Origin of the sequence: Acinetobacter legionensis, assembly GCF_048551735.1 — a bacterium.
GTDB lineage: Bacteria > Pseudomonadota > Gammaproteobacteria > Pseudomonadales > Moraxellaceae > Acinetobacter.
The window spans coordinates 101,442-127,445 of sequence record NZ_JBIMBV010000013.1 but is presented as its reverse complement, the minus strand read 5'-3'; the positions used below and the strand labels follow the sequence as shown (position 1 = coordinate 127,445).

General features: G+C 37.9%; 26 protein-coding genes and 1 pseudogene. 15 read left to right on the top strand and 12 right to left on the bottom strand.

The window, feature by feature from the left end:
• The first annotated feature begins 251 nt into the window (after nucleotides 1-251).
• The 4 genes from ACG9ZL_RS13230 to ACG9ZL_RS13215 all read left to right on the top strand — a co-directional run bounded on the left by ACG9ZL_RS13230 (nucleotide 252) and on the right by ACG9ZL_RS13215 (nucleotide 3,308).
• Nucleotides 252-635 (top strand): Mpo1-like protein, encoded by a 384-nt coding sequence (locus ACG9ZL_RS13230; RefSeq protein ID WP_151957026.1) that lies wholly within the window; start codon nucleotides 252-254, stop codon nucleotides 633-635.
• 125 nt (nucleotides 636-760) lie between these two features.
• Nucleotides 761-1,387 carry a thiamine phosphate synthase gene (thiE, locus tag ACG9ZL_RS13225; RefSeq protein ID WP_419360360.1) on the top strand — a complete coding sequence of 209 codons (627 nt, stop codon included), beginning with the start codon at nucleotides 761-763 and terminating at the stop codon, nucleotides 1,385-1,387.
• A gap of 62 nt (nucleotides 1,388-1,449) precedes the next feature.
• Nucleotides 1,450-2,745: a glutamate-1-semialdehyde 2,1-aminomutase gene (gene hemL, locus ACG9ZL_RS13220; RefSeq protein ID WP_336954494.1), complete on the top strand. Its 1,296-nt coding sequence runs from the start codon at nucleotides 1,450-1,452 to the stop codon at nucleotides 2,743-2,745.
• A gap of 146 nt (nucleotides 2,746-2,891) precedes the next feature.
• Complete coding sequence (locus ACG9ZL_RS13215) at nucleotides 2,892-3,308, top strand: GlcG/HbpS family heme-binding protein (protein WP_336954495.1); 417 nt, start codon at nucleotides 2,892-2,894, stop codon at nucleotides 3,306-3,308.
• Nucleotides 3,309-3,389: 81 nt separating this feature from the next.
• Here the strand turns inward: ACG9ZL_RS13215 and ACG9ZL_RS13210 are convergent, their stop codons facing one another.
• From ACG9ZL_RS13210 to ACG9ZL_RS13200, 3 genes are all read right to left on the bottom strand, one after another.
• Nucleotides 3,390-4,454, bottom strand: a complete 1,065-nt coding sequence (locus ACG9ZL_RS13210; protein ID WP_419328656.1) for an amidohydrolase family protein — start codon at nucleotides 4,452-4,454, stop codon at nucleotides 3,390-3,392.
• Between the two features lie 216 nt (nucleotides 4,455-4,670).
• Nucleotides 4,671-5,075: a DUF3144 domain-containing protein gene (locus ACG9ZL_RS13205; RefSeq protein ID WP_336954497.1), complete on the bottom strand. Its 405-nt coding sequence runs from the start codon at nucleotides 5,073-5,075 to the stop codon at nucleotides 4,671-4,673.
• A gap of 53 nt (nucleotides 5,076-5,128) precedes the next feature.
• Nucleotides 5,129-5,500 carry a DUF3144 domain-containing protein gene (locus ACG9ZL_RS13200; protein WP_336954498.1) on the bottom strand — a complete coding sequence of 124 codons (372 nt, stop codon included), beginning with the start codon at nucleotides 5,498-5,500 and terminating at the stop codon, nucleotides 5,129-5,131.
• A gap of 88 nt (nucleotides 5,501-5,588) precedes the next feature.
• On the opposite strand from ACG9ZL_RS13200, the gene ACG9ZL_RS13195 reads away from it, so the two are divergent.
• Nucleotides 5,589-6,221: a hypothetical protein gene (locus ACG9ZL_RS13195; protein ID WP_419328658.1), complete on the top strand. Its 633-nt coding sequence runs from the start codon at nucleotides 5,589-5,591 to the stop codon at nucleotides 6,219-6,221.
• Between the two features lie 149 nt (nucleotides 6,222-6,370).
• Here the strand turns inward: ACG9ZL_RS13195 and ACG9ZL_RS13190 are convergent, their stop codons facing one another.
• Together ACG9ZL_RS13190 and ACG9ZL_RS13185 are read right to left on the bottom strand one after the other, a co-directional pair.
• A complete protein-coding gene (locus tag ACG9ZL_RS13190; RefSeq protein ID WP_419360358.1) occupies nucleotides 6,371-7,342 on the bottom strand; it encodes a hypothetical protein in 972 nt (323 codons plus the stop codon).
• A gap of 192 nt (nucleotides 7,343-7,534) precedes the next feature.
• Nucleotides 7,535-8,794 (bottom strand): MgtC/SapB family protein, encoded by a 1,260-nt coding sequence (locus ACG9ZL_RS13185; protein WP_419360357.1) that lies wholly within the window; start codon nucleotides 8,792-8,794, stop codon nucleotides 7,535-7,537.
• A gap of 174 nt (nucleotides 8,795-8,968) precedes the next feature.
• Between ACG9ZL_RS13185 and tfpB the strand changes: the two genes are divergently transcribed.
• The 4 genes and pseudogenes from tfpB (at nucleotide 8,969) to ACG9ZL_RS13165 (ending at nucleotide 13,389) form a co-directional block, all read left to right on the top strand.
• A complete protein-coding gene (tfpB, locus tag ACG9ZL_RS13180) occupies nucleotides 8,969-10,726 on the top strand; it encodes a type IV pilus assembly ATPase TfpB (protein WP_336954502.1) in 1,758 nt (585 codons plus the stop codon).
• Nucleotides 10,727-10,827: 101 nt separating this feature from the next.
• On the top strand, nucleotides 10,828-11,187 hold the full coding sequence (locus ACG9ZL_RS13175; protein ID WP_336954503.1) for a NirD/YgiW/YdeI family stress tolerance protein: 360 nt from the start codon (nucleotides 10,828-10,830) through the stop codon (nucleotides 11,185-11,187).
• Between the two features lie 163 nt (nucleotides 11,188-11,350).
• Complete coding sequence (locus ACG9ZL_RS13170; RefSeq protein WP_004721888.1) at nucleotides 11,351-12,016, top strand: response regulator transcription factor; 666 nt, start codon at nucleotides 11,351-11,353, stop codon at nucleotides 12,014-12,016.
• A gap of 40 nt (nucleotides 12,017-12,056) precedes the next feature.
• Nucleotides 12,057-13,389, top strand: a pseudogene (locus tag ACG9ZL_RS13165) (sensor histidine kinase).
• Nucleotides 13,390-13,580: 191 nt separating this feature from the next.
• On the opposite strand, the gene hemP reads toward ACG9ZL_RS13165, so the two are convergent.
• Complete coding sequence (gene hemP, locus ACG9ZL_RS13160) at nucleotides 13,581-13,751, bottom strand: hemin uptake protein HemP (RefSeq protein WP_004721884.1); 171 nt, start codon at nucleotides 13,749-13,751, stop codon at nucleotides 13,581-13,583.
• A gap of 140 nt (nucleotides 13,752-13,891) precedes the next feature.
• Here hemP and ACG9ZL_RS13155 point away from each other — a divergent pair, with 140 nt between their 5' ends.
• Complete coding sequence (locus ACG9ZL_RS13155) at nucleotides 13,892-14,803, top strand: NUDIX domain-containing protein (protein WP_419360355.1); 912 nt, start codon at nucleotides 13,892-13,894, stop codon at nucleotides 14,801-14,803.
• 26 nt (nucleotides 14,804-14,829) lie between these two features.
• Here the strand turns inward: ACG9ZL_RS13155 and ACG9ZL_RS13150 are convergent, their stop codons facing one another.
• Together ACG9ZL_RS13150 and mrcB are read right to left on the bottom strand one after the other, a co-directional pair.
• On the bottom strand, nucleotides 14,830-15,414 hold the full coding sequence (locus tag ACG9ZL_RS13150) for a tetratricopeptide repeat protein (protein ID WP_336954506.1): 585 nt from the start codon (nucleotides 15,412-15,414) through the stop codon (nucleotides 14,830-14,832).
• Nucleotides 15,415-15,460: 46 nt separating this feature from the next.
• Nucleotides 15,461-17,854: a penicillin-binding protein 1B gene (gene mrcB / locus ACG9ZL_RS13145; RefSeq protein ID WP_035371136.1), complete on the bottom strand. Its 2,394-nt coding sequence runs from the start codon at nucleotides 17,852-17,854 to the stop codon at nucleotides 15,461-15,463.
• 195 nt (nucleotides 17,855-18,049) lie between these two features.
• Between mrcB and ACG9ZL_RS13140 the strand changes: the two genes are divergently transcribed.
• The 3 genes from ACG9ZL_RS13140 (at nucleotide 18,050) to ACG9ZL_RS13130 (ending at nucleotide 19,879) form a co-directional block, all read left to right on the top strand.
• Nucleotides 18,050-18,952: an NAD(+) kinase gene (locus tag ACG9ZL_RS13140; RefSeq protein WP_004721877.1), complete on the top strand. Its 903-nt coding sequence runs from the start codon at nucleotides 18,050-18,052 to the stop codon at nucleotides 18,950-18,952.
• A gap of 2 nt (nucleotides 18,953-18,954) precedes the next feature.
• A complete protein-coding gene (locus ACG9ZL_RS13135; protein WP_419360353.1) occupies nucleotides 18,955-19,221 on the top strand; it encodes a YeaC family protein in 267 nt (88 codons plus the stop codon).
• Nucleotides 19,222-19,417: 196 nt separating this feature from the next.
• Nucleotides 19,418-19,879 (top strand): hypothetical protein, encoded by a 462-nt coding sequence (locus ACG9ZL_RS13130; protein WP_419360351.1) that lies wholly within the window; start codon nucleotides 19,418-19,420, stop codon nucleotides 19,877-19,879.
• 30 nt (nucleotides 19,880-19,909) lie between these two features.
• On the opposite strand, the gene ACG9ZL_RS13125 is transcribed toward ACG9ZL_RS13130, so the two are convergent.
• On the bottom strand, nucleotides 19,910-20,905 hold the full coding sequence (locus ACG9ZL_RS13125) for a glycosyl transferase family protein (RefSeq protein ID WP_336954508.1): 996 nt from the start codon (nucleotides 20,903-20,905) through the stop codon (nucleotides 19,910-19,912).
• A gap of 419 nt (nucleotides 20,906-21,324) precedes the next feature.
• Between ACG9ZL_RS13125 and ACG9ZL_RS13120 the strand changes: the two genes are divergently transcribed.
• Entirely contained in the window at nucleotides 21,325-22,686 is a 1,362-nt protein-coding gene (locus ACG9ZL_RS13120; RefSeq protein WP_004721869.1) for a dicarboxylate/amino acid:cation symporter, read from the top strand.
• Nucleotides 22,687-22,740: 54 nt separating this feature from the next.
• On the opposite strand, the gene ACG9ZL_RS13115 is transcribed toward ACG9ZL_RS13120, so the two are convergent.
• The 3 genes from ACG9ZL_RS13115 to ACG9ZL_RS13105 form a co-directional block, all read right to left on the bottom strand.
• Complete coding sequence (locus tag ACG9ZL_RS13115) at nucleotides 22,741-23,811, bottom strand: hypothetical protein (RefSeq protein WP_419328668.1); 1,071 nt, start codon at nucleotides 23,809-23,811, stop codon at nucleotides 22,741-22,743.
• 23 nt (nucleotides 23,812-23,834) lie between these two features.
• Nucleotides 23,835-24,131: a peptide chain release factor-like protein gene (locus ACG9ZL_RS13110; protein ID WP_419328669.1), complete on the bottom strand. Its 297-nt coding sequence runs from the start codon at nucleotides 24,129-24,131 to the stop codon at nucleotides 23,835-23,837.
• Nucleotides 24,132-24,303: 172 nt separating this feature from the next.
• Entirely contained in the window at nucleotides 24,304-24,426 is a 123-nt protein-coding gene (locus tag ACG9ZL_RS13105; RefSeq protein ID WP_419328671.1) for a hypothetical protein, read from the bottom strand.
• 301 nt (nucleotides 24,427-24,727) lie between these two features.
• Here ACG9ZL_RS13105 and cgtA point away from each other — a divergent pair, with 301 nt between their 5' ends.
• Entirely contained in the window at nucleotides 24,728-25,951 is a 1,224-nt protein-coding gene (gene cgtA, locus ACG9ZL_RS13100) for an Obg family GTPase CgtA (protein WP_336954511.1), read from the top strand.
• Nucleotides 25,952-26,004: the final 53 nt, after the last annotated feature.

Below are 26,004 nucleotides of genomic sequence, written 5' to 3'. Positions count from 1 at the left end.
TCGGGCATTGTAACTTAAAATGTGTCATCAGAAGACTTGTATAGCATGCCATTTGAGTATTTTTTACCGCAATATCGTTACTCATTAAATATTTAGAATGACAAAATTTCCTATTTCGTGACTTGTATGGTCTGGGCAATACTTGAAGTCGTAAATATAGATGAATTGTCAACAGACTTGATATTGAATTTGGCTGTTATTGCAGCATAAAATAAACTAAGCTGATTAAAAATAAAACAGGATGATTGATCATGAACGCGTATGTTGAGCCTAAATCGGAATTAGAGCAAAACCCGAAGTTTGAATTACCAATTAAAAACTATTCAGAATTTTATCGTTTTTATTTAACTGAACACCGTAGCATGATGAGTCGCCGTTTGCATGCAGCTGGAAGTAGTGTCGGTATTTATTTTTTTAGCAAGGCAATTCGTCAACGTAAAGCAAAATACGTGGTCTATGGACTGCTTTCAGGCTATGCATGTGCTTGGGTGGGGCATTTTGTATTTGAGAAAAATAAGCCAGCAAGTTTTAAGCAACCATTTTATAGTTTTATTTCAGACTGGCGTATGCTTTCCGATATTGTACGTGGCAATTTAAGTTTAAAAGACCGTAGTCTAGATAAAATTGAGAGCTAATCTTGTCAGTATAGTAATAAATTAAACAAAAAAGCTTAGAGATTTCTAAGCTTTTTTGTTTTTGTCACGTCTTCGCTGAGAAAACTTGCTTATAATCCATTTATTTGATTGTTTGAGAATATTGAATGCGCGGTCTTTACCTGATTACCAACGACGATCCAATCCAATTATTATTAGAAAAACTCGAAGCTGCTTTAAGCACTAAGCAAGTCGCTATTCTTCAGTATCGCCGTAAAAAAGTAGCTCAATCTGACCAAGCAAAAGAAGTGAAGCAGATCAAGCAACTGTGTGAAAACTATCAGACACCATTTTTGATTAATGATGATTTAGATTTAGCTGAACAATTTAGTTTAGGTGTTCATCTTGGGCAGTCTGATGGTGAAATTTCAGATGCAGTGCAACGTTTACCACACGGTGTCATCATTGGGCGGACTTGCTTAAACTCAATTGAGTTGGCTGAAAAAGCAATCGCTGAAGGGGCAAGCTATGTGGCCTTTGGCGCAATTTATGCAACATCGACCAAACCTGAAGCAGGGAATATTGGCCTAGCGACATTACAGCAGGCATCTGAAAAGTTTGATTTACCTATTTGTGCTATTGGTGGTTTAACAGTTGAAAATTCTCAAGCTGTGATTGAGGCTGGTGCTGACCTTTGCGCTGTGATTAGTGATATATTAGCTTTATCAGTTGAAAATATTCCTGCCCGTGTCGCAGCTTGGGCACAGTTATTTGCAGAAACTGCAAAATCTTAATTTGTATCGTGATTTTTTATATCATTTTGAAATTTTAGTATTCTACAGGATTGAGTCGATTTATGAGCCTATCTCCAAAACAAGAGCAATTGTTTAAACAAGCCAGTAAACATATTCCAGGTGGAGTGAATTCTCCAGTACGAGCGTTTAATGGGGTGGGTGGTACGCCAGTATTTATCGAAAAAGCCAAAGGTGCTTATTTATACGATGTCGACGGCAAGCGCTATGTGGACTATGTGGGTTCTTGGGGGCCGATGATTTTAGGTCATGCACATCCTGATATTATCCAAGCAGTTCAAGAAGCAGCGGTTGATGGTTTAAGCTTTGGTGCACCGACGGTACATGAAACCACACTGGCTGATTTGATCTGTGAAATCATGCCATCAATTGAATTGGTCCGTATGACCAACTCAGGTACTGAAGCAACCATGACGGCTATTCGTTTGGCACGTGGTTATACAGGTCGTGACATGATTGTGAAATTTGAAGGTTGCTATCATGGACATTCAGATTCTTTATTGGTTAAAGCGGGTTCAGGCATGTTGACCATGGGTGAGCCAACATCAAAGGGTGTACCTGCTGATTTTGCCAAGCATACGGTGACCTTGCCATATAATGATATTGAAGCTGTTAAAGCTTGTTTTGCGAAATATGGTCAAGAGATTGCAGGGGTAATTGTTGAACCTGTTGCTGGAAATATGAATCTGGTTAAACCAATCACAGGTTTCTTAGAAACGATTCGTGAGCAATGTGATCAATACAAATCAGTATTTATTATTGATGAAGTGATGACAGGTTTCCGTGTAGCACTCGGTGGTGCGCAAGCATATTATAATGTAAAACCTGATTTAACGACTTTGGGTAAAATCATTGGTGCTGGATTACCAGTTGGTGCATTTGGTGGAAAACGTGAAATCATGGAATGTATCGCGCCTTTAGGCGGGGTTTACCAAGCAGGAACCTTGTCGGGTAATCCTTTGGCTATGCGAGCAGGGATCAAAATGTTTGAAACCCTTCGCCAACCTAACTTCTACAGCGATTTGTCTGCAAAATTAGATCAATTATTACAAGGTCTACAAGCGGCTGCAGATGAAGCTGGAATCCCATTCTTTACTCAACAAGCGGGTGGTTTGTTTGGTCTTTACTTTACTGATCAAACCGAAATTAGCAGTTTTGACCATATTTTAAAATGCGATATTGAAGCATTCCGTAAATTCTTCCATGGGATGTTAAATCGTGGTGTAAACCTTGCTCCATCTGCATTTGAGGCAGGCTTTATTTCAGCTGCACACAGTGATGAAGATATTCAGTTTACCATTGATATGGCTAAACAAGTCTTTGCTGAAATGCAAGCTTAAGGGGATTTAAGACCACTTCAATTGCTTGAATAAATGAGCAGAATGGACAGTCTTTTTGAATCAAGTTTGATTTAGAATAAAAGCCTGTAGTCCTTAGACTACAGGCGTTTTTTGTGATTTTAGACATTATAATTCAGGAAGAAAATATGCAAACCAAACACTATTTAACCTTATCTGATGCAGAGTTTTTATTGAATAAAGCACATCAATATGCAATTGATCATGCTTTTAATGTCAGTATTGCCATCGTTGATGAAACGGGCAATTTATTGGCAATGAAGCGTATGGACGGTACTTCTGCATTGACGTCGAATTTCTGTTTGGACAAAGCCAGATGCTCTGCATTAAGTCGTAGACCGTCAGGATCATATGAGACCCTTATCAAAAATGGTCAAATGGGATTTTTAACCATGCAGAGCGGCTCAGGGATGTTGGAAGGTGGTGAGCCTATTTTGTATCAAGGTCAGTTGGTTGGTGCAGTGGGTATTTCAGGAGTGAAATCATTTGAAGATGCTGAAATTGCACGACATGCAATTCAAGCCTTTCTTGCTCAATTTAATTAAAATTCTATACTTAAAAATTATGTGTATCAGTAAATAAGTTTGAAGAGGTGTTTAAGTAAACACCTCTTTTATCTTGTAAAATTACAAACGATAGAATTGTTTGGCATTATGGTGGAAGATATTTTCCAGTGCATTTTCATCATATTGCATCACGATATCACTAAACGCATCAATGATATTCACCAGACTGGTATTGACCCGATCCATTGGGAAATTGGAAGCGAACATCACCCGATAGGTGCCAAAACTTTCCAAAGCATGCAGAATTAGTGGTGCAACAAGATCAATGATTTGTTGCTTAGAGGCCAGTTGTTTTTTCTTATAAAATTGATGACCAAGCACTGGCATAAATAGACCAGACATTTTGGTATATACATTTGGATAAGCAGATAATTCAGCAATAGCATCTTGCCATTGATAAAAAATATTTTCACGTGCTGTTTTTGATAAGCCTGTATTTTGTCCAATTTTACCAAACAGGCCTGCTGGTGTGCCAAGGTGGTCTAAAACAATTGAGGTTTCGGGGAACTTTTTTGCCAGCTCAATTACATCGGGAATTTGATGAGAATACACCCAAGCATCAAAACTCAGGTTATGTTGCGCGAGTTGTTCAAAGCCTTTTAAGAACTTTTTCTCAGTATATAGGTGTGGGAGATCCGTCCAATTATGCACGCCTTTATCTTCATGAAAGGAAGCCATGCGGCGTATACCGCGCAAATGTTTAGATGCTTTTTGGTGTAACTTTAAAATCTTTTTGAAATTAGGATCGCACGGGTCCGCGGTAGCCACGATGCCACCAAGTTTTACGGTATTTTCATTAAAGGGTAAGGATTCAATAAATTCTGTTTCACCTACGACACCTTTGCCTTTCTGTTTGGCCCAACTGGCTTCAATATGCACCACTTGTTCGACCGTATATGAGCCAAGATCATGTTTATAGTCTTGTGGTAAATAGGGTCGGGTAATGTGTTCCGTTAGTCCAACCGTTTCAATCAAATCTTTAGCTTTGACTAAACGAACCATTTTATCAAGTAGGAATGGATGCTTGCCCAAAAGCTTTACCGCAAATGCTGCTGCATGAGGGGTGTTGTAGGGATCCCATTGGTGAATATGTGGGTCAATGATTGGAAAATTCAAATCTTGCATATAACGTCCAAATTGTTATTTATTATCAAAATACAATACATGAATTTTATAAAAGATGAATATTGTCGCTTGGTAAAATTTATGAAGTAAAGCCATTGGAAGGAGTCAGTTGATTTATTGTTTTGGGGTGACTGCCAAAACTGTTATAAAAAAATAGCCTCATTAATGAGGCTATTTTATCAATGCTTAGATCAATCTAAGATGATTTAACTTACATCAGTGTTGATGATCATGGTCATCATGATCATGTTTGTGGGTATGAAAATCTTCGTTTTTACGGAAGCGGAGATAATTTTCAAACTGTTCACAATACTCATCATAATTGTCTTCAAGCATCATTTGGAATTGTTGCAATATATAAGACATGACTTGTTCTTTGGCATCACGCATTTCATCACCATCTTTAAAGGTGTTTGCAGCAACCCAAGTATTAAAACGTGCAGTAGCGAAGAGCATTGCTGAGCTGACTTGTCCACGAAGTTCTTCTGGCTTAGGTTGCTGTCCTTTCGCTGGGCGGCAAAACTCATTGGCTTGTTTGATGAACTCATCCGCACGCTCAAAAAAAACAGCATTTAAGGCTTCTTCTTCGGTGACATCAGTAGCATCGATTTTTTGAGACATGACTTTTCCACATAGCGTATTTCATTGGTGCGCTATTATAGGCAATCCACAGGTTAAACGAAACGCTTTACTTCCTCTGTATCTGAATTTGAAAAATAGCTGTCAAAATTTTCTTGATATTCATCAAGATGATCTTCAAGCATGAGTTTAAATTGTTCCACGTAATAGTCTAAAATGACTTGGCGATCTGTTTTAAAATCTGGCGCTTGCTGGTAGGCGCATGCTGCATGCCAAATGCTATAACGGGCATTGGCATACATAAATGACGCACTGATCTTTCCCGGGTGTGCTGTCAAGTGAGACACTTGATGATTTTGATCTGCAAATTGATTGGCAAGTGCGATAAATTCATCCGCGCGCTCATAAAAGTATTCGTCAGCTTCAACTTCTTCAGATTCTTCAAAAAAATCATTATTTTCGGACATTATCATTCCTTTTCATAGACTTGTTTCATTGATATAACTATAGCATACTCAAATAGCCTAAGCTTAAAAAATACTCAAGGAGTAGATAATGCAAGATGCGATTGCCATACAAAGCTTGAAAAGTGATATTGCATTATTACGTCAAAATATTTGGCCACCTGTAAACTTAAGCAATGTTGAAGGTTTGCCTATTTATTATGGGACACAATCGGAAGTAGATACCTACTATAAACAGTGGCTTGGTTTGGTTGAAAGGGCACAAATGTTGTATCAACCTTTTATGGATGATGAGGTTTTAGATGTTGCTCAATTACCTAGCCATTTAAATTTACCTTTGTTTTTCTTTCATGTAGATCGGATTCGGATTAATAAAACCCGTGCCAAAGAATCAAAGACTTTTCGTGGAATTGCTGCATTGGTAGAGAAATGTGGGCAATTTGAACCCAGCCAAATTAAAAAAATGTCACAGTGGTTAAACAGTGATGATACCGCAGCCTTGGTTGCACATCGTGAGTTCATTGATTTAAGAACCTATATTTTTCAGTTTGGACAAAGTGAATATACGAGAACACGATTTTATGTGAATGGTTTAGTGCTGAGCACTGAAAAAGATTTTGAATTGGTGGATGCCCGCGATAAGCCGCGCAAGTCAAGAAATGATAGCTATGCTGATCCTTTAGCGGATAACAATCTCTGGAAAGTATTTGGCAAATATCGTTAGACTGTTGTGAAATAGAAGGTTGTAGATTTTGTTAAACCTGCTGTGATTTTTAACTTTGTTATTTTTCTAGCTGCAAATTGAAACGATTAAATTATCTTAAACACTGACTAAAAATAAGATTTAGTCAGTGTTATATAAAAGAATATCTTTTATTTTACAGCATCAATTGCAGCACTTGCTGTTTTGTTAAATAGCGTACATTCTGACTTTAAGCCATTTAGATAAGCTTCTTGTAACTGAGCATTTATACTGTTTTTACCAAACTCAGCAACAGCGTCTTGATAATCTCGTTCATATTGCTTAATTTTGTTTGAAAGTATGTCATATTCACCTGCAGTATAATAGTTTGCTGGGTAATAGTCAGAGCCGATTTTAGCTACAGCATCAACCGATGTATTCAGTTGCATGTCTCGGGATAAATCTAAGTTGAACTTTCCTAGCACCGTTGAAATATAACCGTCTTTAAAATATTTTGATGGGTCGTAATTATTCAGACGATAGCCTGAATAAAGATCAGCGAAGCTTATATTTGTTGAAGAGGAAATAGATCGTAAACATGTTGATCCAGACGGGAATGTTTTGCCTTTAAGTTTTTGCACATAATATGAAGAATAAGTGCCAACTATTGAGCTAAGCGCAATATTTGAGCCAGCATAATGCTCAAATCCATCGATATATGGACTAATTGCTTTGCCTGTTAAGTTGACTGTTTCAAATTTTTCAGTTAATTCTAATTGGTTATAGTTACGTGATGAATAAGGTGTAAATGTCCAAACTGTCGCTGTTTGCGATTTCAGCGTTGCATATTGATAGCCAAAATCAGTTTTACTTTTAGGCGCATCATAGAGTCCATCTGTTGCTAGATAATCACTTAAAAGATCAGATGAAAGGAACTGTGTTGAACCATCAACGTTATATTCACCATTGATGTACATTTGCTTATTGTTAAAACTAAACTTTACTTTAGTAAAGAGGTTAATGTCTTGGGTTGAAGCGCCAGTTTCATATCCAAACCATTCAGACTCATTGTTTGTTGTATAATCCCCAGCATCTGAATCACCTCCACATGCGGTTAAAAATAATGAAGAAATGATGGTAAAAGACAGTAATTTAATTTTCATGAATTATTCCAAATTATAAAATATTAAAATTTATGAGTATAAAAATTCTCGCTGTCATCATATTTCAACATTTTATTTTTTCAACATTTTTTTGATGAAATTTTAAAATTCTCTTAATTTTTATAATTATATATTGATCGAAATCTTAAAATAATTTTGCTGCTTTTCAATTTCATCCTTGCAAAAAGTGCTTTAATATTGAAGAACCCAAACAAAAACTGTAATAAACATCGTCATATGCAAAATTTGAATTGGAGCAAAGATCAAGGCATAGCGGCTGCCACCACTTAAAAATGCATTTATCGATTTCGCAATGGCATGTGCTGCTAAACCTAAAACAAAGGCGAGAGATAAGATGTGATTACTCGGTTCTCCCTGAATGACAATTGTGGCCAAAGCGCCATGAATTTCAAATAATGAGGCCAAAAGCGTACCTGCAATTAAACCCGCATCACCCAATAAAAGATTTAGCCCATATACACCCGCCTGAATCAAGGTTAACGACACTGCAATAATGGCTGCTTCATTTAGACTAAACATACGACTATCTACAAGCTGGTTATTCTCAATCGGTTGTGTGTGACGCATAAACCATAAGGCAAAAATGGTTAGGATCGCGATAGCGATTAGGCAGGGCAGTACAATGAGTTTGAACCAAGTAATACTGATACCAATCACAATAATCATGAGTTGTAGTAGGGTTGCCACGCAAGACATTAATGCTGCCCCAGCATTGGCTTTGGCTTCTGCACGTCCATTTCGGACTTCTAATCCTAAGCTGGCAATGGTAGCGGTACTGGAAACAAAACCTGAAGCAAGCGAAGACAACAGCATAGCATTTTTTGATGACAATAATCGTTTGGCAATATGTGCAAGTGCTTGCACCGCCAAGATTAAGGTGAGTAATTTTAAAATAACATAGTGGTTAAGCACAGCACCCCATAAAGCTTTGTTTGGTGTCAGTGGCAATGCAATTAATAACAATGCCAGTAAGAAAATTCCATCTTTAAATTCAGATTCTGTAATCCATTTCCCGGCAATGCCATGCATAGAATGTTTGGTCATCAACAAGACGGTGAGGATGACCGATAAACCTGCGGCAAAAGAAATATTCCAAACGCACATTCCACCGATAAAATAAGTGAGTATAAATGCAATTTCAGTAGTTATACCGGGATCATCAGTTTGATTCTTTAAAGAATAAATGACGATACCACCTGTAATGAATGCACCCGCAATACCAAAATAGGGACCAAACAAAAAACAAACAGCACCAAGTAAAGCACAAATAGCAAAAGACCTTAAACCCGCAAAACTATTTTGATTTTCACGTTGCTGACTTCGTTCACGTTCAAGACCGATAAGTAGACCACAACCCAATGCAGCCGCAATGATGGTGAGGAAATCAGTATAAGAGCCAAATGAAAATGGATATAGCGATATAAAATTCATAGTGCTCTCCAAATAAGACCATGAATTAATAGAATGATTTCAATGTATCGCAAAGTTTTAGAAAAACAAAAGTTTATTTTTTAGCCTTACGTTAAATACATTATTGAATTTAGAAAATCCAAGAAATACAACAATTAATTTTGTTATAGTAGATTGAGTTTCGGGGATATAACAATGCAATTTAATTTTGAAATTGATACAGCTTGGTGTTTAGAACAATTATTAAAAGATGGTCGTATTACAGAGCGTGAAAAACTATTGGTACAAACCACCCATCGACAACGCGATCAGTTGAAGTGGCATCCTTTGCAATGGATTGCCAGCTTTAAGCTCGTCGATGCTAAAAATCCAATAAAAAGACTGACATTGACTACGCTAACAGAATGGTTAGCTGAAAAAGCCGAACTCAATTCATTTACGATTGATCCATTAAAGGCCGATGTGACTTCACTAACCAATGTCATGTCACAAGAGTTTGCAATAAGAAATAAAATTTTAGCAGTTGAAGTCAGTGCCGATAAAATTCTGATTGGTACAGCACAGCCTTTTATAACGGATTGGGTACATAATTTAGAACGTAGTTTAAGTCCAAAAAAAATCGAAAAAGTAGTATTGAATCCTGAGTTATTACAACGTTATTTAACTGAGTACTATCAAGTCAGTAAAGCGGTCAGCAACTCACAAAAATCCAGTGCCTATGATAAAGAAAATAAGGGTGTAGAAGCACTTTTACAATTGGGTGATACCCAGAATCCAGATGCCAATGATCAGCATATTGTGAAACTTGTCGATTGGGTTTTACAGTTTGCTTTTGAGCAAGGGGCGAGTGATATTCACTTAGAACCGCGTAAGGAAAAAGGTAAAATTCGTTTTCGTATCGATGGGGTACTGCATACAATTTATAATATGCCAGCCAATACCTTAACCGCAGTTATTTCACGGATTAAAATTTTAGGCCGTATGAATGTTGCAGAAAAACGTAAACCTCAGGATGGGCGTTTAAAAACACGAACACCGAAAGGGCAAGAAACCGAGCTACGTCTTTCAACTTTGCCAACTGCTTTTGGTGAAAAGTTGGTGATGCGTATCTTCGACCCAGAAGTTTTGGTACGAAGTTTCCAACAATTAGGTTTTGATGAACATTTATTGGCACAATGGCATGCTTTAACTCAACATAGTCATGGCATTATTTTGGTGACTGGCCCCACAGGTTCAGGTAAAACTACCACGCTTTATTCTTCGTTAAAACAATTGGCAACCGAGCAAGTGAACGTCTGTACCATTGAAGATCCAATTGAGATGTTGGAGCCAAGTTTTAACCAGATGCAGGTCAATCAAGGGATTGAGCTAGGTTTCGCTGATGGTATCCGTGCTTTGATGCGTCAAGATCCAGATATTATTATGGTTGGAGAAATTCGTGACCAAGATACTGCCAACATGGCCATTCAGGCTGCATTAACAGGTCATTTAGTGCTTTCAACTCTGCATACCAATGATGCGCCATCAAGTCTGACACGTTTGCATGATTTAGGTGTGCAACCTTTTTTAACCGCTGCAACGATTTTGGGAGTATTGGCTCAGCGTTTAGTGCGTAAGCTTTGTCCGCATTGCAAACAAGAAACCTTTATCAATGAACAAGAGTGGAAACATTTGACATTTGGCTATCAGACCAAAATGCCTAATTTTGTATATAAAGCAGTTGGGTGTGAGGAATGCCGTCAAACAGGTTATAAAGGTCGTGTTGGGATTTACGAGTTTATGCCAATTAGCCTTGAGGCAAAGCAGAGAATTAGTGCAGGCGTGACTTTAGATGATTTAAAAATGCAGGCAAAAAAAGAAGGCATTGAACCATTAAGAATTGCTGGTGCACGTAAAGTATTAGAAGGCATAACCACGCTGGAAGAAGTCCTTAGAGTTGTGCCTTTAAATTAATTTTGACTTAAAATAGCAAATGAAGAAATCCTAAGATTCACCTCATGTTGGTTTGTTTTAATGCTTCTATCGAAACGATGAACCGATATGAGGACACAACAATGAACATCCTTGCGAAAACAATTTTAACCACAAGCTTGATTGGTTTAACAAGTTTTGCCACTGCAAACACAGCAGTAAATCAATCAGCGCTTACACCAAGTTTAACCACAGTAAAACAAGCTTTAACATTGAAAGATGATACCAAAGTGCAGCTTCGTGGTAACGTGGTCAAAGCAATCGGTGACGAAAAATATCAATTCCGTGATAGCACAGGTAGCATTACTGTCGATATTGATGATGAATTATGGCAAGGTAAACCGATCGCGGCAAATGCTACAGTGACATTGTTTGGTGAGGTCGATATCGATTATAAACCGACAAAACGTGTAGAAATTGATGTGGATGCCGTGAATTTTTAATTATTTTATCCATTAAAACAAATCACAGCAGATTCTAGTTATATTCTCTAAGACTACATGTGTATGCATGTGGTCTTTACCTATGTTCAATAAGTATGAACAGCAACAAACAGCAGATTTTATTTTGATCAAGGCTTTGTCTGCCTAAAAGGAGAGAGGTTCTATGCGAATTTTGCTCGCTGAAGATGATAGTTCACAAGCTGAAAGTATTAAATCTTGGTTGGAAATGGATGGCTACAATATAGATTGGGTTGAACGTGGTGATCATGCAATTTTAGCCATAGAACAGCATCAATATGACTGTATCTTATTAGATCGTGGTTTGCCCAAAGCCACTGGTGATGAAATTCTCAAACTGTTAAAACGTCAATTTCCAGAAATTCCTGTGATTTTTCTTACGGCGAGAGACAGTATTCAAGATCGTGTGCAAGGTTTGGACCTCGGTGCAAATGACTATCTGGTAAAGCCTTTTAGTTTAGAAGAATTATCTGCCCGAGTACGGGCACAGCTCAGACAAACTCAAGTCACAAATTTACATGAAATAAAATATGAAAATTTAGTGTTAGATACTCAAGCGAAAACGGTATTTCAGGATCAGCAAGTTGTTCATCTCACCGCAAAAGAATTTCAAATTTTATATAAATTGATGCAAAAGCCTGAACATATTGTGACACGTGAGCAATTGGAAGAATCACTTTATGCTTGGGGAGATGAAATTGAAAGTAATGCGATTGAAGTTTATATCTATCAATTGCGTAAGAAGATTGGTGGACATTTGATCAAAACAATCCGTGGCTTGGGCTATCGTATGAATAAAGAGCAAGATTGAATATTTCATCATTACTTTTAATGATTTCAATAGGATGAATATGACACAGGCAGTATCACTACAAACCAAGCTGATTAAGACCTCCATGCTAAGTTCAATTGTGGCAGGTATTTTTGCGCTGATACTTCTGGTGAGCCTTTCGATTTATCACAATATGAAGGTACAAGATGAAATCATGGATGAAGTTGCAGATATGCTTCTGATCTCAGATTTAAGTGCGACTTCTGGTTTTCAATTGGATGAGTTAAGTGATGAATTTGATATTCAGTACCGATTGATGAATGGTGAGGTGATGTTGACCCACTCACCCGAATTTGATTTGCAACAAGGTCAAGCCAATCTCCTATCTGAACATGAAGGAAATGGATATGGATTTATTTGGTCAAAGGATAAGTTGTTACGTAGCTACAGAGCGATTGATCAAGATTCTCAGTTAAGCGTCTATGTTGTACAGCCCTTAAGTGTCCGTTTTAAAGACTTATTACAAAGTTTTATCAGCTATTTATTGGTTTTATTAAGTCTCTGGTTGCTGCAATGGCTGATTTTACATTTCTCAGTTAAAAAACAATTTAAATCCATTCAACTGCTTTCGACGGAAATTGCTGAGAAAAATGCCAATGATCTCAGCTTAATTCAGCGACAACCTGCATTTAAAGAACTTGAGCCGATGGTTAATCAGCTTAATCAAATGCTTGTTCGACTAGATCAAGCTTTAATTGCTGAACAACGTTTTACCGCAGATGCATCACATGAATTACGTTCGCCACTTTCTGCGATACAAATGCGTTTGCAGTTATTACAACGCAAATATGCAGAGGTTCCTGAGATTTATCAGCAACTCAATAGTATTCAAAATGATGTGAATCGAGGAACGCTGGTCCTTGAAAATCTTTTGCTTTTGGCACGATTAGATCCAGCGGATGCCAGTGAATTACCGAAGACTTGGATAAGTCTGGGGCAAATGACTCAGCATGTGTTAAATAGCTTGGCCCCATTTATAGATGACAAGCAGATTCAGATTCATATTCAAAGCGAAGATGTTCAGGTCTATGTAAATGAAGAATTACTGTTTATTTGTATTCGCAATCTTGTCGATAATGCAATTCGTTATACGCCATTACAGGGCAATATTTATATTCAGATTGGACCATTAAATAATTGTAATTTCTTTGAAATCCAAAATGATGGTGAGGGTATTCCTCAAGACATCTTAGATCGTTTAGGTGAACGTTTTTACCGAGCTTTGGGGAGCAACACAAGGTTCAGGCTTGGGTTTGTCAATTTGTAAAAAGGTGATCGATCTGCATCATGGAGAGATTCAGTTTACTGCTTCCGAATATGGTGGTTTGAGCGTTTGTGTTTATTTACGTTAAAGCTGTGCGATTAAATGGGCATTTTTATTGAATGTTTAACATTTCATTGGTGGATTGTTTTATAGAGATAGGGTGTTGTATAAAAATCAATAGACAAGCATTAAAATTCAACTGACAAAATTAAAAAGCAGTATGCGCTGATTCATACTGCTTGTTCCCACGTTTTTTGTTTTAACTTAATGTTTTTATAGTTATTTGGTCAAAATTAGACGATTGTTACGTGTTAAACGTAAGCGATATTCTTCTCCAGCATGCATGATGCGAATTTCGCGCCCTAATGCAAATAAGTTATTTGAATGTAACATCGGAAGAGATTGGTGAGCTTCTGTGTTACGTGTGAATAGGCTAAAAGGTGCGTTCATTATTGTTACTCCGTGTGGGGTGCTGTCTAAGTGATTTAAATGATAATCATTATCGAATAGATCTGTCAACGATAATTTTTATCATTTATAAAATTTCTATAATTGCTTACAATTCATTAAAAATTCAGGTGTCGATTTTTATGTCTAAACCCAATATTCATGTGGCTATTGCTTTATTACTTCATCGTGGGAAGGTGTTGGTCGGTTGGCGCAATGCAGATCAGCATCAGGGTAATAAATATGAATTTCCTGGTGGCAAAATTGAAGTAGGGGAAACACCTGTCGAAGCATGTCGTCGAGAGATCTTTGAGGAAGTTGGAATAGGTATCGAGCAATGGCGTGCTTTTGACCTGATTCATCATGTTTATGATGATGTTGAAGTGTTTCTCCATTTTTTTCATGCTACGGTTCCTGAACAATATTTGCATGATATTCAGAAACCTTGGACATGGTATGGACGTGATCAACTATTTGCGCTTAATTTTCCTAAAGCCAATCAAGCGATCATTCAACGCTTGTACTGGTCGCATCAAATTAAAATCTCCGACAATCTTTCAGCATTGAGCATAGAAAAAAGTCCAAATGACAACGCGCAATTTTTTTATTTTAGAACGATTGCAGATCAGGTTGCTGTAACACAAATTTCACAGTTAGCTCCAAATGCCTTATCTCGCTTGATTGTCAATATAGAGCTGTGGCAACAGTTGTCTGAGCATCTTCAAAAAAGTATAGCTGCTGTACATTATAAACAGCATCAATTGATGGATTTACACATTGGGCAGTTACCAATCGGTCTACGTTGTATAGCAGCATGTCATGATCTGGTGTCTATACAGCGAGCACAGACATTGGGTTTTGATGCTGTGATTTTAAGTCCCGTATTTGCAACCCAGACCCATCCTGAAGCCCATGCGCTTGGATGGGAAAAATTTGCTGAATATGCCAAGACCTGTGATTTACCCATCTTTGCATTGGGCGGATTAAGCCAAGCTGATTTAGCGATTGCACAACAGCATTATGCATACGGGATTGCTGGGATTCGAAATTTTTAATCGAGCAGAGATATTGGCTTAAACAGTTATAAGCGTTGTAACTGTTTTTGCGCTTCTGCGATGCTCTGTTGACTTTTTAATTGCTGAGCAGCCTGCAAAATAACATTCCAAAAGGTTTTCTTTTGGGATGGACTTTGCGCATAACTTAAACCACGTCGCGCTAGAGATTCAGCATTCGCATACTGTTTCTTCTGATTGGCAATTTGAGCCAAATAAGAGAACACTTGTGCCGATTGTGGTGCTATACGTTGTGCATGGATTGCATAACGTTCAGCTTCATCCCATTGGCCCTTTTGATATGCGGTTTGAGTTTGTTGGATGAGCTGTTTAAATGCTGGGATATTTTCCCCATCCTCAAATTTTTGCGTTTGAGGCTTGGATTGCGGAGCAATCACGACAGGAACTTTTTCACGTTTAATTTCAGGGCGTTCATAAGGGGTAATTTTTACCCCATCTGGTGTAGCAACCCCATAGTCAGGTTGTTTAGATTTTGGCTTTTCAACAGATTTGCTCGGTTTAGAATTTTGTTGGGGTGTTGTTTGACACCCAGCCAAAGTTAATAGTCCGCTTAAACTTAGAATATAAGCGATTGTGCTTACATTTCGTTTCATCACAAATTCCTATTTAAAGCCAATTTACCCGTATATTTAACAGACCCTAGTTGTTATAACTACCACTCGAGATCACATGACCTCTTGAGTCCTGATCTAAACTGTCTTCACTTTCGCGAATATAGTTTTCTATACTATCACTTGAATGTGGTTGTGAAGTGTTTTGTTGCGTATCAGGTGTGGATTGAGGATCAACTTGATAATATGGCATGCCGCACTCTGTAGCACGATTAGGGACAGTGTGGCGTAATAATGGAATATATAGCGCGCCTTCACAGCCTTGTGCTGAAAGCTCCCCAGTTCGAGAGTCAATCCATTGCCATGAAATATCATCTGTTTGACGTAAATTCACTGGTTTTTGGCGTAATTGCTTCATGACATTGATCCAGACAGGTAATGCACCTGATGAACCTGTAAGCCCAGTAATTTTATTGTTGTCTAAGCCTAACCACACCACTGCTAAATTATTGCCTGAGTATCCAGCAAACCAAGAATCACGGGTATCGTTGGTTGTACCTGATTTACCCGCAAGTTTGAGGTCAGCTGGTAATGTGTTGTAAGCCGCTTTACCTGTACCTGCGGACATGACTTGTTGTAAGCCAAAGTTCAATAAGAAGGCAGCAGAAGGGTCTATGGTCTGTTGTACATTTAAACCAAAACGTTCTAATAAACGACCATTAGAATCTACAACAGTACGGATGGCTTTGGTTGGATATTTAAATCCACCTGTTGCAAAATTACCATAAATACTCATCACCTCCATTGGTGACATATCAACAGCCCCAAGGAAAATAGATGGGTAGTTTGGAATCTTTGAGGTCACGCCAAATTTAGACAAGTTATTGCTAAAAGTAGAGATCCCAAATTCATTACCTAAACGCACAGCAGACAAGTTATATGAGTTTGCTAAAGCTTGGGACATCGGAACATAGCCATGACCTGTTCCACTATAGTTCTTTGGCGTCCAAGTTTGATTACCACTGACAGGTAAACTAATCGGCGCATCTTCGATTTGTGATGCCCAGTTATAACGACCTGATTCCAACGCGCTTAAATAAATCACAGGTTTAAGCAAAGAACCCACTTGACGTTTAGCATCTACAGTACGGTTAAAGCCAGTAAAGTCTTGGGTTGAACCAACAGCGGCAATTAATTCGCCATTTTCAGGGCGAGTAACTAAAACAGCGCCTTGTAGGTCTTTTAATCTTGCTGGGTTCGCATTGGCTAAACGGCTCACCGTTTCTCTAAAGCTCTTTTGCACTCTAGTTTGTGCAATTGGATCAAGTGTCGTAAAAATTCTTAAACCTTGGTTGGTTAAATCTGATTCTTGGTATTCAGTTTTAAGTTGACGACGTACAATATCTAAGAAGTCTGGGAAGCTTGCTGTACCTAATGTTGGTTTACGAACCACATTAAGCGGACGTGCAATTTCTTTTTCATATTGCGCTTGGTCTAAGTATCCCATCACCAGCATATTATTTAGCACAATATCGCGACGTTTTTTTGCGCCTTCAGGATTTTTCCAAGGGTTAAATAGGGTAGGACCTTGAACTAATCCGACCAAAAATGCTTGTTGTGAAATATTTAATTCGCTGAGTGGTAAGCCGAAATAGAATTGTGAAGCTAAGCCATAACCATTGACAGAATAGTTACCACTTTGACCTAAATTCACTTCATTTAAATAGGCTTCTAGAATTTCGTCTTTGCTGTAATGAAGCTCTAATAACAGCGACATCAGGGCTTCATTCACTTTACGTTTTAAGGTCTTTTCAGGGGTTAAGAAAAAGTTCTTAACCAACTGTTGGGTGAGTGTTGAACCACCCTGACGTTTACCACCGGTCACGTTACTGAGTAATGCACGCGCTGTACCACGGAATGAAATACCATGATGGCGATAAAAGTTTCTATCCTCTGTTGCGATTAAAGCTTCAATCAAAGGCTTAGGAACTTTATTTAATTTAATGAGGACACGGTCTTCATTGTGTTGCGGGTAGATACCACCAATTAACATTGGCTCTAAACGTGCGATCCCAGTATTGGTCGGTTTGGTGGCTTTTACATCTGTAACAGTATCACCAGCAAAGGTCACTTGTAGGACTTGTTCTGGATCTACACTGTCACCAAAGTCAAAGCCACGTGTATGAACGTAAATTGTATTCGGTTGGGTAATATAGGTTCCCGATTTGGTATAGCTATCACTGTTTTTATAACCGAGTAATTTGAGTTCTTGTTCAAACTCTATTTGGGCAATTGGCGCAGTTGCATAGATTTCTAATGGACGAGCGAATACTTTCGCAGGAATATCCCAGCGATTGCCTTCAAACTTATCTCGAATAACATTGTCGAGGCGAATTAAGTAGACGCTAAATGCGAGAAATACTGCAATAATTAATACACAAAAAATCAGTGCAATTAAGCCTATACCACGTTCGGTCTTCATATACAGATAATAATACCCAAATTTATTTTCGCTAATCATGCGAAGCTTTTCTTAATTTTGCAATAATAAATCTGTGAAATACACAAATTTAAAGGCTTTTTAAACATTCTCGTTATTTTTCGTATATGAATGATTTTATAAACATATACTGAGAGTGTTATTATATCTCAGAATTTCAGTGGAGCTACCGCGTCTGTGCAAATTTCACCAAAGACCTTTCGTAATATCGGTTTAATTGGAAGACCAGATAAATCATCTGTGGTTGATACGCTTTGTCTTATACACGATCATTTATTAAGTTTGGGTCTGCATCCAGTTTTTGATACAGCTACAGCACAACTTGTACCTTATACCAATACACAAACTGTCAGTAAGAATCTGCTCGGTGAAGTGGTTGATTTGGTTATTGTTGTGGGTGGTGATGGTTCTTTATTACATGCTGCACGTGCATTGGTAAAATACAATATTCCTGTACTTGGGGTGAACCGCGGTCGCTTAGGTTTTTTAACAGATATAAAACCCACTGAAGTGCTGTTTAAGTTAGATCAAGTTTTAAAAGGTGAGTTTCAGCTTGATCGTCGCTTCTTATTGGAAATTGAAATTCGCAGTAAAAATGAAATAATTTATGATGCAATCGCTTTGAATGATGTGGTACTTCATTCTGGTAAATCTGTTCATATGATTGATTTTGAGCTGAACATTGATGGGCAATATGTTTATCGCCAACACAGCGATGGTTTAATTGTATCGACTCCGACAGGTTCAACGGCATATGCCTTATCTGGTGGCGGACCAATTTTACATCCAAGTATGGATGCGATTGCTTTGGTTCCAATGCACCCACATACGTTGTCATCAAGACCGATTGTGGTGGGTGGGCAAAGCGAAATTAAGATATTGATTCGTGAAAACCGTGTGTTGCCGATGGTCAGTGCCGATGGACAGCATAGCGTTTCATTAAATGTCGGTGATAGTTTGCATATTCGTAAACATCCCTTCAAACTAATACTTTTACATCCACCAGGTTATGACTTCTATATGGCTTGTCGTACTAAACTTGGCTGGAATCAAGATTTTGATTCTTTTCAGCGGGATTGACCATGAATATTGAACAGATGCTTTCTATTTTAGATGCTGACATTGTTGAGCGTTTAAAAACTGCGGTAGAAATTGGTAAATGGCCAAATGGTGTGGCGTTGACTGCTGAGCAACGTCAAACCTGTATGCAAGCAGTGATTGCTTGGGAACATCAGAATATACCTGAAAAAGAACGTACAGGTTATATCGATAAAGGGCATAAAGAAGAAGCTGAGGAATGTGATTCGCATGTGCCTGAGCCAGAATTTAAACCGATTCGTTTTATCTAACTGAGCAAAAGAACCCTTGAATCACAAAGTAGTTTCACTTTGTGATTCAAACACTCAATTTAAAAAACAATAATATTTAAACTGTTTCAATCATGATGCTATTAAAAAGATAAATACGTTTAAACGAGAAGTGCGTAATAAGGTGATAAAGATATTCAGAATGATAAAAATCTTAAAAAACGATAAAGAGATTAAAATGCTCAAGCTGCTCAAAACAATAACGCGACTAAAAATAATAAAGCTTGCTCGACTCAGTTTATTTTGTATCACTGCAATTTCGACCAGTGTATTCGCTGAGCGAACAAGTGATGCAAGAAGTATTCAATGTTTATTAGATGTTACCGTAACCGCAAGTCAAAATTTCCAAACGCCTGTTACACAATATACATCAATTAAAAATGATGGTTATCCCATGCTGTTAATTGGTATAAAGATCCGTAATGCTTATACAGCCGACGCATCAAAAAAGATAAAAACCCATCATCTGTATTGTTCAAGTCTGATTGGAAAGCAAAAAGATGCTTATTTATCTGGTCCTTATCAACCTAATAATATCGATGTCAAAATGGGTGATCAGTTGCAACTCATCAATATTCATTCTTCTGGAAAAAGTTATCCCTATTGGGCTGATTTTTATTTTATCCAAAAGCGTAATTAATAACGTTCACGCTTGTGTTTAAAGATGAAATTAGAAACGCGTGTTCCAAAGATGTTTTGCTTTACTCATGGCTTCTGGATAGTTATTTACAATACCCATGGTATATAAAGCAATGCCCATTGTTTCAGTGATGGCAATTTCTCCATACTCATGTGCTTGTTGGCCTTCCCAAACCGCTTTAAAAACAGCGAGATCAAGCTGTTCTTCTGTTGGGCTGCGGTTATCGGTTAATTTAGGCAATTCATGTTCATAAAGTTCACCATGTTGAATACCACAGATGAGGGTTTTGGCATCTGGATTGCGCTCAAACTCGCCACCTTCACCTTTAATCACAGCACTATTTTTATAACCTAATTGAAAGGCAGCTTGTTGATGTGAACTACGATAAGCAGGGTGGAAAATTGCCTGTAAGGTTGCTTTGGCATTGAATGGATTAATCAAACGAGCCAGTGTGTGAATCGGTGAGCGTAAACCCATCACATTCCTAAGATTGATCAAATCTGCCAAGATTGGAGAGATTACATTTAAAGGCAAATAAGCAAAATTTTGGGTGTCTAGTTGCTGTTTGACCTGTACTTCATTTTGGCAAATTGGAAAGCCTAAGTATTCTAAGACTTGTTCAGTATACACACGGTTCATGGTATGCCCTGATGCACCATGCATCACGATCTTATAGCCATGCTTTGAGAGTGTTAAGGCTGCCAATAAAAACCACGGGTAATGTTTGCGTTTACCTGCATAAGATGACCAATCTAAATCCACAGCAAGTGGTTGAAAATTCAATTGGTCTTTGGTCGCTTGGACAAAGCCTGTCAGTTCATCTACAGACTCTTCTTTGACCCGAAGCAACATTAAAAATGCGCCAAGTTGTACGTCTAAGACTTCATTTTTCAAAATCATTGAAAAAGCTTGATAAGCTTCATCATAAGTTAATGATCGTGCACCATTTTTCCCTTTACCAACAATTCGCACAAACTGCGCAAAAGGATGTTCAAAGTCTTTATAAAGATTGCGTTTTGTATTCATGTCAAATGGATCAAGGGAGAGGAGACAGTGGAATACACTATGCCATAAATGGATCTAAATCGTATAGATATAGACGATATTAGACTAAGGTCTAAGCATAAATTGCACAGATGTTAGGCGAAATTAACATTTGCATAGAGATTGATCATCAAAAATTAATTAAAATAGCCTTGAAGAGCGTTTTATTTTTTATCTCCTGTTCTGTATTTATTCTTTTGGCCAAGGTGCCAGCGAGAATAAATCTTAAATATCGTCATTCGTTGTCATTGTTTTGGAAAACTGTCGTTTTCTGAAGGAATTTTTATTTGCTAAAAACCGACTTCCCAGAAGTTTTTATCGGGATTTTGGGCTGTGTCAGCAAATGGTAGCATTAACATTGGATATTTCTTCAAACAGAAATATAGAAAGAAGTAATTATCATGGCTAAGAAACCGCTGTATAAGTCACTCTATTTTCAAGTGATTGTTGCCATTATTTTGGGTGTGATAGTAGGGCACTACTTTCCAAGTGGTACTCAATTGATCAATGGTGTAGAGAAAAGTGTTCCTGGTTTAGGCGAACAACTCAAACCTTTAGGTGATGCTTTTATTAAGCTCATTAAAATGATTATCGCCCCTGTGATTTTCTGTACCGTGGTCAGTGGGATTGCGGGCATGGAAAGCATGAAATCAGTGGGTAAGACCGGTGGTATTGCACTTTTATACTTTGAAGTCGTATCTACCATTGCCCTGATTATTGGTTTAGTTGTTATCAATATCGCCAAACCGGGCGTTGGTATGAATGTTGATCCTGCGACTTTAGATACCACTGGTATCAGTAAGTATGTGGAATCAGGTGCATCACAATCTACCGTTGATTTCTTTTTGCATATCATTCCAAATACCGTTGTGGGTGCATTTGCAGAAGGTGAAATTCTACAAGTTCTTTTATTTGCCTTATTGTTTGGTTTTGCATTACATAAACTTGGCGATGCTGGAAAACCAGTATTAAGATTGATTGATCAAATTTCGCATGTGTTCTTTAACATTGTGAATATGATTATGAAACTTGCGCCAATCGGTGCTTTTGGTGCGATGGCATTTACCATTGGAAAGTATGGGATTGGTAGCTTAGCGCAACTTGCACAGTTAATTCTTTGTTTCTATATCACGTGTTTGTTGTTTATCTTTATTATTCTAGGTTCAATCAGTCGTTTCTGCGGATTTAGCATTTTAAAAATGATTCGTATGATTCGTGAAGAATTGTTGATTGTATTGGGGACATCTTCTTCAGAATCTGTATTACCACGTATGCTGAAAAAGCTTGAAATTGCTGGCTGTGAAAAGTCTGTGGTTGGCTTGGTAATTCCAACAGGTTATTCATTTAACCTTGATGGTACCTCTATTTATTTGACTATGGCGGCGATCTTTATTGCACAAGCAACCAATACTCAACTGGATATTTGGCATGAAATTACCTTGCTTGCAGTCTTGTTGATTTCATCAAAAGGCGCAGCAGGTGTAACTGGTTCAGGCTTTATTGTAATGGCAGCAACTTTGGCTGCTGTAGGTAATATCCCAGTCGCTGGTTTGGCTTTAATTTTAGGGATTGACCGTTTCATGTCTGAAGCACGTGCATTGACTAACTTGGTGGGTAACTCTTTGGCAACGATTGTGGTTGCCAAGTGGGTTGGAAAGCTGGATGTTGAGAAGCTCAATGATGCTTTAAATAACCCAGCTGAAGTGGATCGTAAAATGCTTGAAGAATCAAATCAACCTCAATTAGATTTGCAGAAGTCTTAATTTTATTGTGTTGTAAATCAAGGAAGCTCAGGCTTCCTTTTTTAATGTCAATATTTAGATATAGCTTGTTTCATAAATGGTTTTATTTGCAAAAGACAGTAAGCTGTGCCTATTCTTATATTGCTTTTGTGGACGCAAATTATCGATTTGATTTAACAAAATTCGATCAGCAATGACATAAATTGTAATATTCTGATCACCTACAATTATTAATAAATTTTGATCAGCATATAAATTAAAAACTTGTTGAGTTTGTTCGGGTATTTCCCAATAGTTTGCTGAATAATCATCGTCCCACATTGTTTTTGCGAGTGAAAGAAGATGTATTCCTGATCGATTTTTAGGTTCAGGTTTAAGGTCAAACTCTTCTTGATCCCACAGTTCAATATTCCAAATGGCAACATGTTGATCATCAAGCCAGCACATTAAAGCATTCCAGTTTTCTCGATAACATAATGTTTGGACACTTGAGCCATCTTCACTTTCAAAAGGGTTATGTTTAAACCATTGACTAAGTGACCAAACTTTGGGAGAAGCTACAGGATGCCATATCCAACCATCATCTAAAATATAATCATTGTTTGGACTGACATATAACGCGCCATGAAAGTAATCTAAATAGTGTTTAGGAGGTTCAGTTTCATAAGCTGCAATATAGCGCTCAGTCAAAAGCTGATTTGTGGTTAAATTAAATGCTTCAAGTCGATTCCAGTCACTTCTATAAATACAAATATCTTGTGAATTGAACTGTGTAAAAGCCAATGAGAAAGACACGGTATCTTCATAATAACTTTGACTATCAATGTGTAGAACTGTCTCCAGTGTTTGAGTATTTATTACAACTCCAAATTGCCCATGATCGACATAAACTGCGATAAATTTTCCATTGGTACTACATTTAATTTGGTATTTAGGGGTACCGTAATGACGGAGTTCTCGATTATTTAGAATTGGAAGCGGAAGGGGCGTTATGGATAGCTGTTGTAATTGCTGTTGAGTTAAGTTGTAGCAATATAAATAGCCTTTTTCGGTGACGATATAAATTTTGCATGTATCTGAATCAATAGCTGTAATATCTAAAATTTCGCTATCTAAACCTTTTAAATTATAGTGTTTTTGTTTCATGTAATTCTCTTTTTAACATATTTCTACTTTTTAAAACTGCGTATAGCATTGCCTTGCTCGATCAACGCGTGTTGTAAATGTTGAGCGTGTTTCTGATGGGCTTGCTGGCTCTCCATCTGTTGTTGTAGTTTGAGTGCAATCAACTCTTTTGCCACACGCTTATTGGCATGTTGATTCCGTTCAGACATGACCTTTACACTTATTCCAGATGCAACATGAGTTGCATGAACAGCAGAGTCAGTTGTGTTGACATGCTGTCCACCAGCACCAGAAGCACGACAGGTCTGAAAAGTGATGGTGTCTTCTGGAGGGAGTTGCAATGGTGTATCGAAAAGCGTAATGCCTACAAACCAGTTTTTACGTTTATGTTGTGGGCGAATTGGACTTTGAAACGTCTATTGAATTGTACCGAGCCAAGTATTGAGCCATATTCGGGCATCCTCATCGATACTGAGCAGCACCGAAGAATAACCATGTTGAGTCGCATTGCTTTCAATTGGTTGGAGGTGGATCTTTTTTTGTTTTGGCTTCTTTGTGTATTTCTTCAAGCGTATATTTTACAGCAAGTTCACATTCTGCGGGTCCAAGCGCAGCACTGAGTTGGACAATAGACAATATGAGTTTTCCTTAAAATTAATTTGGACGATCGAAAATCAAAAAAATGCATGCAAATAAATAGAAATTGTGAAATTCATAAAATTAAGTGTGATTTAATTTTGAATTATTGATTTTCAGCTAACTGATTATAGAAAAATATGTGAATAAAAAACAATCGAAATCCAATAAAAATATGCATTATCAAGCCTCTGATCAAAAATGTTTAAGAAAATTCATGCTCAGCTGAATAATACTATTCGAGAAATTTTTGAAAATATGGCAGAATATGGGGTTTTAAAGATTTTAGAGGATTGGCAACATGCGCTTTGTTGATGAAGCAGTCATTACCGTAGAGGCTGGCGACGGTGGCAATGGCGTAGCCAGTTTTCGCCGTGAAAAATTTGTACCATTTGGTGGTCCAGATGGTGGTGATGGTGGTCGTGGTGGCAGCGTATATATTCAAGCTGACAACGATACCAGTACCTTAGTAGATTATCGTTATACCCGTAAATTTCGCGCTGAACGTGGTAAAAACGGTGCTGGCGCAAACTGTGCTGGTCGTGGTGGTGAATCAGTTATTCTGAAAGTTCCAGTAGGAACAACCATTGTAGATACAGAATCTGGCGATATTATTGGTGATTTGGTTGAAGATGGCCAAAAGGTTTTAGTTGCACATGGTGGCGATGGTGGTTTGGGGAATACTCATTTCAAATCATCGACCAACCGTTCTCCGCGTAAATGTACACATGGTATTAAAGGTGAATATCGTGAAATTCGTTTAGAGCTAAAAGTTCTAGCGGATGTAGGTTTATTGGGAATGCCGAATGCAGGTAAATCTACCTTTATTCGCGCAGTATCAGCAGCTAAGCCAAAAGTTGCAGATTATCCATTTACAACAATGGTACCGAATTTAGGTGTGGTCGATGCAGATCGTCATCGTTCATTCGTTATGGCAGATATTCCTGGATTGATCGAAGGGGCGGCGGAAGGTGCTGGTTTAGGGATTCGTTTCCTTAAGCATTTAGCACGTACACGTATTCTGTTGCATATTGTTGATGTACAACCGATTGATGGTTCAGATCCTGCCTACAATGCCAAAGCGATTGTGGAAGAATTGAAAAAGTTCTCACCTACATTGGCTCAATTACCGATTGTTCTTGTTTTAAACAAACTTGATCAATTAAGTGATGATACTCAAGAAGAATGGTGTAATCATATTCTTGAAGAATTACAATGGGATGGTCCTGTATTTAAAACTTCAGGCTTGCTTGAAGAAGGTACCAAACCTGTTGTGTATTACCTCATGGATCAAATCGAGCAACAACGTGAGTTGGAAGACGAAGATCCAGAGTATGCAGCGAAAATGAAAGCATTCCGTGATCAGCTTGAAGCTGAAACACGTGAGCAAACGATTGCTGCAAAAGAAGCTTATCGTGAAATGCGTCGTCAACAACGTCTTGCTGGTATTTTGGCAGAGGAAGAAGATGATGAGGATGACGATGGCGAGGATGATGGCGAAATGGAAGTGTACTACGTACGCTAATTTCTAAGGGTATCTATCATTTCCAAAGATACCCATTTAGAAAAGAAAGACCG

What these genes read in the sequence shown, in the direction of transcription:
- ACG9ZL_RS13230 (WP_151957026.1), top strand. Translation starts at nt 252, where the DNA reads ATGAACGCGTATGTTGAGCCTAAATCGGAATTAGAGCAAAACCCGAAG.
- thiE (WP_419360360.1), top strand. Translation starts at nt 761, where the DNA reads ATGCGCGGTCTTTACCTGATTACCAACGACGATCCAATCCAATTATTA.
- hemL (WP_336954494.1), top strand. Translation starts at nt 1,450, where the DNA reads ATGAGCCTATCTCCAAAACAAGAGCAATTGTTTAAACAAGCCAGTAAA.
- ACG9ZL_RS13215 (WP_336954495.1), top strand. Translation starts at nt 2,892, where the DNA reads ATGCAAACCAAACACTATTTAACCTTATCTGATGCAGAGTTTTTATTG.
- ACG9ZL_RS13210 (WP_419328656.1), bottom strand. Translation starts at nt 4,454, where the DNA reads ATGCAAGATTTGAATTTTCCAATCATTGACCCACATATTCACCAATGG.
- ACG9ZL_RS13205 (WP_336954497.1), bottom strand. Translation starts at nt 5,075, where the DNA reads ATGTCTCAAAAAATCGATGCTACTGATGTCACCGAAGAAGAAGCCTTA.
- ACG9ZL_RS13200 (WP_336954498.1), bottom strand. Translation starts at nt 5,500, where the DNA reads ATGTCCGAAAATAATGATTTTTTTGAAGAATCTGAAGAAGTTGAAGCT.
- ACG9ZL_RS13195 (WP_419328658.1), top strand. Translation starts at nt 5,589, where the DNA reads ATGCAAGATGCGATTGCCATACAAAGCTTGAAAAGTGATATTGCATTA.
- ACG9ZL_RS13190 (WP_419360358.1), bottom strand. Translation starts at nt 7,342, where the DNA reads ATGAAAATTAAATTACTGTCTTTTACCATCATTTCTTCATTATTTTTA.
- ACG9ZL_RS13185 (WP_419360357.1), bottom strand. Translation starts at nt 8,794, where the DNA reads ATGAATTTTATATCGCTATATCCATTTTCATTTGGCTCTTATACTGAT.
- tfpB (WP_336954502.1), top strand. Translation starts at nt 8,969, where the DNA reads ATGCAATTTAATTTTGAAATTGATACAGCTTGGTGTTTAGAACAATTA.
- ACG9ZL_RS13175 (WP_336954503.1), top strand. Translation starts at nt 10,828, where the DNA reads ATGAACATCCTTGCGAAAACAATTTTAACCACAAGCTTGATTGGTTTA.
- ACG9ZL_RS13170 (WP_004721888.1), top strand. Translation starts at nt 11,351, where the DNA reads ATGCGAATTTTGCTCGCTGAAGATGATAGTTCACAAGCTGAAAGTATT.
- hemP (WP_004721884.1), bottom strand. Translation starts at nt 13,751, where the DNA reads ATGAACGCACCTTTTAGCCTATTCACACGTAACACAGAAGCTCACCAA.
- ACG9ZL_RS13155 (WP_419360355.1), top strand. Translation starts at nt 13,892, where the DNA reads ATGTCTAAACCCAATATTCATGTGGCTATTGCTTTATTACTTCATCGT.
- ACG9ZL_RS13150 (WP_336954506.1), bottom strand. Translation starts at nt 15,414, where the DNA reads ATGAAACGAAATGTAAGCACAATCGCTTATATTCTAAGTTTAAGCGGA.
- mrcB (WP_035371136.1), bottom strand. Translation starts at nt 17,854, where the DNA reads ATGAAGACCGAACGTGGTATAGGCTTAATTGCACTGATTTTTTGTGTA.
- ACG9ZL_RS13135 (WP_419360353.1), top strand. Translation starts at nt 18,955, where the DNA reads ATGAATATTGAACAGATGCTTTCTATTTTAGATGCTGACATTGTTGAG.
- ACG9ZL_RS13130 (WP_419360351.1), top strand. Translation starts at nt 19,418, where the DNA reads ATGCTCAAGCTGCTCAAAACAATAACGCGACTAAAAATAATAAAGCTT.
- ACG9ZL_RS13125 (WP_336954508.1), bottom strand. Translation starts at nt 20,905, where the DNA reads ATGAATACAAAACGCAATCTTTATAAAGACTTTGAACATCCTTTTGCG.
- ACG9ZL_RS13120 (WP_004721869.1), top strand. Translation starts at nt 21,325, where the DNA reads ATGGCTAAGAAACCGCTGTATAAGTCACTCTATTTTCAAGTGATTGTT.
- ACG9ZL_RS13115 (WP_419328668.1), bottom strand. Translation starts at nt 23,811, where the DNA reads ATGAAACAAAAACACTATAATTTAAAAGGTTTAGATAGCGAAATTTTA.
- cgtA (WP_336954511.1), top strand. Translation starts at nt 24,728, where the DNA reads ATGCGCTTTGTTGATGAAGCAGTCATTACCGTAGAGGCTGGCGACGGT.